Below are 7,165 nucleotides of genomic sequence, written 5' to 3'. Positions count from 1 at the left end.
CTGCGGTGTGACGAGGGAGTTGAACCCTCTGCACTGCCCTCCGTGCACCTGAAGACCGGCTTGGCCCGCCGGTCAGAGGCTTGTGCACGCCTCCGCGACGACTACCTGCTGCGACCTCGCATGCTCAATCCAGTAGATCCACCTCCCAGTTCGAGCGTTGAATCCGCACGTCCAGTTCACGAAGTTCCCGGGCCACCTGATCGGCTTGGGCCCGCAACTCGGCAACCGGCAACGCCGACAGCATCTTCAACTCTGACCGCAACTGCCGCGAATAACCCTGCTGATTGTTGCCGGAGGCCGCGTCCGCGGCTGCGTTGAGAACATGGTGACGCCAACGCAGCGCGTCCCGGCGAGCCAACGCGTCGGTCAGCGTTTCGTCCTCCCCTATCGTCGTGGCCGCGTTCGTGCGGTTGATTCGCCGGATCAGCGTTTCGTACTCTTTCAGCACGCCATCGACTTCGGCGAGTAAGGCCGCCGCATCCTCGGCCGGTTCTTCGCCCTCTTGATAACGCGCGCTTCCCACGATTCGTGCGCGCAACTGTTCGATACGGCGCACCGCATTCGCCCGCAGCGACAACGCCTCCGCCAACTTCACAACCTTCATCCCTTCACGTGGCAGTCGTGTAACCCGATTTCTCGTGGGCGGAACCATGATCATCGAGACCGAGGCAGTCAGCAAACGCAATTCCAGCCAGTGGTCCTCTGCCGCCCGCCTGGCTTTCCTTCGGCCCGACCACATTTGCTCTTTTCGCGGCGTGATACTCGAGAAAAGTATCGTAGTGTTTGCTGTGGGCTATCGGGCGCTCCGCTTGACACAGGGAGGACCGGATGACGGACTGGGAGGCGCAGCGGCTCCGGGTGAAGATGAGAATCGAGGCGGCCCAACAACGCCTTGAGCAACTACGCCAATTGCGCCATGAACTAGCCACCCGGCACGTCGATGCCAGCGATGCGAAAGCGGCGCGTCAGCAGTTGAAAGAGGCCCGGCGGCATGCAGCGGCAGCGCACTTGTCAGCAGCCCGGCAGCTCGAGCGATCGGCGAACGCCCATGAGTCTGCGGCGCGTGCGCATGATGTCGCCGCCGAAAACGCTGTCAATCACCTAGAGTTCATCTCGCACATACACGTTGCTGAAGTGCACCGCAGTGCCGCACGACGTGATCGCGAACTCGCCGCCGAGTACGAAAGCGAATGCGCAACAGTGGCTCGACAGATCCAACGCCTGTCAGTCTTATTGATGAGAAACGAAACTCTCCGACCCGCGTCGATCTCATTGCGGATTTTTCGGAAACGGCGAGAAAATGGCGCTGTTCGGTTTCAGCCGTTGTTCACTGGGTTACCCGAACCGCATGTCAGCAAAGAAAACGTCAGTTACGCGGATGTTCGTCGCCGGCGCCGCCGTCACCGCGGTTGCCGGCATGCCCATGGCGGCCGTCGCCTGGGCTGATCCAGCGATCACTACCTCGGGCCTGGCCACCAGCAGCTTCGTTCTGGATCCACCTGGCTGCAATGACGCCGCGGGCGTCCCCTGCGGACCCGGGGTGAACGCGAATGTGCCTGGTGCGAACGCTAATGCCGGACCCGCTGGCGCCAACGCCGACGTGCCGGGTGCCGATGCGAGTGCTGGGCCGGGTGGCGTGAACGCCAACACGCCGGGTTCCGAAGTGAGCGCCGGTCCTGACGGTGCCAATGCGAGTGTGCCGGGTGCCGATGCGAGTGCTGGGCCGGGTGGCGTGAACGCCAACGCGCCGGGCGCCAATGCCAACGCCGGTCCTGGTGGCGCAAATGTGAGTGTGCCGGGTGCCGACGCGAACGCCGGCCCGGGCGGCGCCAACGTCTGCATCAGCGGCTGGTGCGCTGGCGCCGGATAACTCGGCAGCTTCAGACCGAGCACGAAGCCGGACTCCGACTGTCGCCGAAGACCGCAGGGGTCCGGCTTCATACTTGCAGTCGGCACGCTAGCAAACGTTTATCGCTTCGCGAGAGCTGGTTCAGCAAACCGGCAAATCCATTTCCGAAACGCGGACAATGGCAGACCAGCCGGAGTGCCGAATTCAGCTTTGCATAGTGAGCAAACACGAGGTGTAACCGAATACGCAGTCCGCGCGAAATTCAGCGTGAGTTCGTCAGCTGCCCGGCGGGGACCAGTGCACCACCTTCATCGCGGTCATCTCGTCGAGGAGTTCAGGCCCGAACCCGAATCCGCTGCCGCTGGCGCGTCTGGGTTCCGATGCGCCACCGGGTGCCCCGCCGAAAACAGCGTTGATCTTCACAGTGCCCACCGGCAGGCTGCGCCAAGCGGTCTGCGCATGGGCCATGTCCGCCGTCAGCACGGTGGCGGCCAGCCCGTACCGGTCGTGCGCGGCTTCGGTCAACGCGTCGTCGAAATTCTGGACCACTCGGACCGGCGCGACAGGGCCGAACGTCTCCTCCTGGAACACGAGCATGTCCGGCCTGCAGTCCACCAATACCGTTGGCGGATAGAACGATCCAGGGCCCGGGCGTGGTTCGCCTCCGACCAGCACTCGCGCGCCCCGGTCAACCGCATCGGTGACGTGCCGATGCACGAGATCACGCTGGCGTTCGTCTACCAGTGGCCCGATCCGATCTGACCACGCTCGCGCCTCGGCGACGAGTGCGTCGATGAACGCATCCGCGGCGCTCGCCACCACATAGATGCGTTCCACCGAGACGCAGATCTGCCCTGCGTTGGCGAACGCACCCAACGCGGCTTGCTGTGCGGCCCACCGCAGTTGGACGCCGGCGTCGACAATCAGTGGGTCATTGCCGCCATTCTCCAGCAGCGCCTTCGCACCGCGTTCCGCGCACGTCCGGGCGATATCCCGCCCGGTGGCGCTGCTGCCCACATGCGCCACGACGTCGACTCGCTCGTCGGCGGCCAACCGGGCGCCGACGGTTCCGTCGCCGTCGACGATTTCCAGCACGCCGTCGGGCAGGTGGGCGGCAAGCAACTCGGCAAAACGTCGGCCGGTACGCGGACACCGCTCACTTGGCTTGTGCACCACCGTGTTTCCGGTTACTAGAGCGGCGCCCAAAAGCCCAGCCGCGACGGCCACCGGGTCGTTCCACGGTGTCAAGACAGCCACGACGCCACGCGGTTCGGGGATCATGAGGTCGGTTGCGGCCCAGGCGCCTTGCAGCGTGTGTCCACGGTGCAGGGGCCCCAATTCGGAGTACTGCAACAGGGTGCCTGCGCCGGCCTCTACCCCGCCGAGCGCATCTTCACGCAGCTTGCCGGTCTCGCGCTCGTTGAGCTCCGCGAGCTCTTCGGCGGCGGCCCGGACGGCCGCGGCAGCCTCGGCGACCGCGGATGCCCTCTCAGCCGGCGACGTGCGTGCCCACCCGTCGAACGCAGTGCGGGCGCGCGCGACGGCCTTGTCACACGTCGCGGCGTCGGCGATCGGCACCCGGGCCACGGTGTCGCCGGTGCGTGGGTCGAGGACTGTGACTTCCATCGTCTGCGGCACGCGTTCGTTTACCCCATGCCGGAATGATCAACACAACGTCCGACTGTCGATAGGTTGGGCGAAGACGACGAGCTCACGAGCGAAGCTGATGCCACCAGACAGTGACCACATACCGTTTCTGCTGTTGTCGATCCGCGGGGAAGACGAAGCAGCGGAGGACGAATACCACGCGATCATGCGCTTCACCGGACTCGACCAACGGGGTTTGCACCGGATCCGCCTGACCCATCAATCGCTAGGACAGATCGAACTCGACCAGTGGTCGGGCATCATCCTCGGCGGCGGTCCCTACAACGTCAGCGATCCGCCTGAGGCGAAAACCCCGACGCAACGACGCGTCGAATCCGAACTACTGCCGCTCATTGCCGAAGCCGTGGATCGCGACTTCCCGTTCTTGGGATGCTGTTACGGCGTCGGTACGCTGGGGTCGGTTATCGGCGCGACTGTCGACCGCACCTACACCGAACCTGTCGGAGCGGTGACCGTCAGGCTGACACCCGCCGGTCGGCGCGATCCGCTGTTCGAGGACGTGCCCGACGCATTCGACGCCTTCGGGGGTCACAAGGAAGCGGCCACATCACTCCCCTCTCGAGCGGAATGCCTGGCCTATTCGCCCGATTGCCCGGTGCAGGCCTTCCGCGTGGGCAGGAATGTGTACGCCACGCAGTTCCACCCGGAACTCGACTTCGGCGGGATGTGCACGCGGATCGACGTCTACAAGAATTACGGCTACTTCGATCCAGATGCGGCCGAGGCGCTGAAAGTTCAAGCGCGCCAACGTGATATCAAGCATCCGCCAACCATCTTGCGCAGATTCGTCCAGCGCTACGCGCGGCGCAGCTGACTCGGTGCGCCTTCGCCCGACACGGCGTCAGACTTAGTCTTGACTGATTCCAGAAAAGGGGCAATATTGTCTGCGTGTCCCCGACACCGGATTACACGGAGCAGCTGCGCATGGCAGAGCTGCGGGTGACCCGTCCGCGCCTCGCCGTGCTGGAAGCTGTGCACGCCCACCCTCATGCCGACACGGAAACGATCTTCTCCGCGGTGCGCGGCGCGCTGCCGGAGGTGTCCCGGCAGGCCGTCTACGACGTGCTGCACGCCCTCACCAGCGCAGGCCTGATTCGGCGAATCCAGCCGTCCGGCTCCGTCGCCCGCTATGAGTCCCGCGTCGGTGACAACCACCACCACGTCGTCTGCCGATCCTGCGGGGTCATCGCAGACGTCGACTGTGCCGTCGGCGAGGCGCCGTGCCTCACCGCCTCAGACGACAACGGCTTCGTCCTCGACGAGGCCGAGGTCATCTACTGGGGCCAGTGCCCTGACTGCTCGACCTCCGCATCACCCGGATCACACCCGTGATCACAGCCCGATCCACCTAACCCCGAAAGGAACGCTGTGTCCGACACATCCGACGCCCGCCCGCCGTACTCGAAGGGCGATTCGCACGACAAGAGCGAGAGCGAAAACCCGATGATCGCCTCGCCTGAGCCCAAAGCTCATGCGCCGCTGAAGAATCAGGACTGGTGGCCCAATCAGGTCGACGTCTCGGTGCTGCACGCGCAGACTGAGAAGGCCAATCCGTTGGGCGCGGACTTCGACTACAAGGAGGAGTTCAAGAAGCTCGACGTCGAGGCGCTCAAGCGTGACCTCATCGAGGTGATGACCACCTCGCAGGACTGGTGGCCCGCCGACTACGGCCACTACGGCGGCCTGTTCATCCGCATGAGCTGGCACGCCGCGGGCACGTACCGCATTCACGACGGCCGCGGCGGCGGCGGCCAGGGTGCGCAGCGCTTTGCGCCACTCAACAGCTGGCCCGACAACGCCAACCTCGACAAGGCGCGCAGGCTGCTGTGGCCCATCAAGCAGAAGTACGGCAACAAGATCTCCTGGGCGGACCTGCTGGTGCTGGCCGGCAACGTGGCCCTGGAGTCCATGGGATTCAAGACCGCCGGCTTCGCCTTCGGCCGTGAAGACATCTGGGAGCCCGAGGAAACACTGTGGGGCTTCGAGGACACCTGGTTGGGCACCGACAAGCGGTACTCCGGTGACCGCGAGCTCGCCGAGCCGTTCGGCGCGACCACGATGGGCCTGATCTACGTGAACCCGGAGGGCCCGGAAGGCGAGCCGGATCCGATCAAGGCGGCCTACGACATCCGCGAGACATTCGGCCGGATGGCGATGAACGACGAGGAGACCGCCGCGCTGATCGTCGGTGGCCACACGTTCGGCAAGACCCACGGCGCCGGTGACGCCGACCTGGTCGGGCCTGAGCCGGAAGCTGCGCCGATCGAGCAGCAACAGCTCGGCTGGAAGAGCGCCTACGGCACCGGTGTAGGCAAGGACGCGATCACCAGCGGTCTGGAAGTTGTCTGGACCCCCACCCCGACGAAGTGGGACAACAGCTTCCTGGAGACGCTGTACGGCTACGAGTGGGAGCTCACCAAGAGCCCGGCAGGCGCGTGGCAGTACGTCGCCAAGGACGCCGAGGAGATCATTCCCGATCCCTTCGACCCGTCGAAGAAGCGCAAGCCGACCATGCTGGTCACCGACCTGTCGATGCGGTTCAGCCCGATTTACGCCGACATCACGCGGCGCTGGCTCGACCACCCCGAGGAACTCGCCGATGCGTTCGCCAAGGCGTGGTTCAAGCTGCTCCACCGCGACATGGGGCCGGTCTCGCGTTACCTGGGCCCGTGGGTGCCACAGGAGACCTACGTCTGGCAGGACCCGGTGCCCGCCGTCGATCACCCGTTGATCGACGAGCAGGACATCGCCGAGCTGAAGACCAAGGTTCTGGAGTCAGGCCTGTCGGTGGCGCAGTTGGTCAAGACGGCATGGGCGGCGGCCGCGAGCTTCCGCGGAACCGACAAGCGCGGCGGTGCCAACGGGGCGCGCATTCGCCTTGAGCCGCAAAAGAATTGGGAGGTGAACGAGCCGGCCGAGCTCGCCAAGGTGCTGCCTGTGCTCGAGAAGATCCAGCAGGACTTCAACGGTTCCGCCGAGGGCGGCAAGAAGGTCTCGCTGGCCGATCTGATCGTGCTCGCCGGCTCCGCCGCGGTGGAGAAGGCCGCGAAGGACGCCGGGTTCGACGTCACAGTGCCGTTCGCGCCGGGCCGCACCGACGCCACCCAGGAGCAGACCGACGTGGAGTCGTTCGCGATCCTGGAGCCGCGCGCCGACGGTTTCCGCAACTACATCCGCCCGGATGAGAAGACGCAGGTGGAGCGGCTGCTGGTGGACCGCGCGTACATGCTGAACCTGACCGCTCCGGAGCTGACGGTTCTGATCGGCGGTCTGCGGGTTCTCGGTGCCAACTACGCCGGCACCAAGCACGGTGTGTTCACCGACCGCCCGGGCGTGTTGAGCAACGACTTCTTCGTCAACCTGCTCGACATGGCCACCGAGTGGAAGGGCGGTCACGCGGAGAACGTCTACGAAGGCCGCGACCGAGCGTCGGGTCAGGTCAAGTGGACCGCCACCGCCAACGACCTGGTGTTCGGTTCGCACTCGCAACTGCGCGCGCTGGCTGAGGTCTACGCACAGGAGGACTCGAAGGAGAAATTCGTGCGCGACTTCGTCAAGGCGTGGGTCAAGGTGATGAACAACGATCGGTTCGATCTCCGCTGACCCGGGCGACTCTCGGCACCCCGCGGGCTGTACGGCTCGCGGGGT

The 7,165-nt window shown here is 65.2% G+C and carries 7 protein-coding genes; 5 read left to right on the top strand and 2 right to left on the bottom strand.

Annotation, left to right across the window (positions count from 1 at the left end):
• Positions 1-124: 124 nt before the first annotated feature.
• A complete protein-coding gene (locus AC5Y4C_RS11655) occupies positions 125-595 on the bottom strand; it encodes a DIP1984 family protein (protein WP_499962988.1) in 471 nt (156 codons plus the stop codon).
• 233 nt (positions 596-828) lie between these two features.
• Here AC5Y4C_RS11655 and AC5Y4C_RS11650 point away from each other — a divergent pair, with 233 nt between their 5' ends.
• Both AC5Y4C_RS11650 and AC5Y4C_RS11645 read left to right on the top strand, forming a co-directional pair.
• Complete coding sequence (locus AC5Y4C_RS11650; RefSeq protein WP_499962742.1) at positions 829-1,446, top strand: hypothetical protein; 618 nt, start codon at positions 829-831, stop codon at positions 1,444-1,446.
• Positions 1,447-1,552: 106 nt separating this feature from the next.
• Positions 1,553-1,870, top strand: a complete 318-nt coding sequence (locus tag AC5Y4C_RS11645; RefSeq protein WP_499962744.1) for a hypothetical protein — start codon at positions 1,553-1,555, stop codon at positions 1,868-1,870.
• A gap of 255 nt (positions 1,871-2,125) precedes the next feature.
• Here the strand turns inward: AC5Y4C_RS11645 and AC5Y4C_RS11640 are convergent, their stop codons facing one another.
• Positions 2,126-3,487, bottom strand: coding sequence for an aldehyde dehydrogenase family protein (locus tag AC5Y4C_RS11640; protein ID WP_499962746.1), 1,362 nt, complete (start codon positions 3,485-3,487; stop codon positions 2,126-2,128).
• A gap of 88 nt (positions 3,488-3,575) precedes the next feature.
• On the opposite strand from AC5Y4C_RS11640, the gene AC5Y4C_RS11635 reads away from it, so the two are divergent.
• The 3 genes from AC5Y4C_RS11635 to katG all read left to right on the top strand — a co-directional run bounded on the left by AC5Y4C_RS11635 (position 3,576) and on the right by katG (position 7,120).
• Positions 3,576-4,331 carry a glutamine amidotransferase gene (locus tag AC5Y4C_RS11635; protein WP_499962748.1) on the top strand — a complete coding sequence of 252 codons (756 nt, stop codon included), beginning with the start codon at positions 3,576-3,578 and terminating at the stop codon, positions 4,329-4,331.
• Positions 4,332-4,405: 74 nt separating this feature from the next.
• Positions 4,406-4,849 (top strand): Fur family transcriptional regulator, encoded by a 444-nt coding sequence (locus AC5Y4C_RS11630; RefSeq protein WP_499962750.1) that lies wholly within the window; start codon positions 4,406-4,408, stop codon positions 4,847-4,849.
• A gap of 36 nt (positions 4,850-4,885) precedes the next feature.
• Entirely contained in the window at positions 4,886-7,120 is a 2,235-nt protein-coding gene (gene katG / locus AC5Y4C_RS11625) for a catalase/peroxidase HPI (RefSeq protein WP_499962752.1), read from the top strand.
• Positions 7,121-7,165 lie beyond the last annotated feature (45 nt).

The organism is Mycobacterium sp. NGS35 (assembly GCF_059812855.1).
Note: the sequence above shows the minus strand (reverse complement) of the source record. Positions and strands in the feature narration are given on the sequence as shown.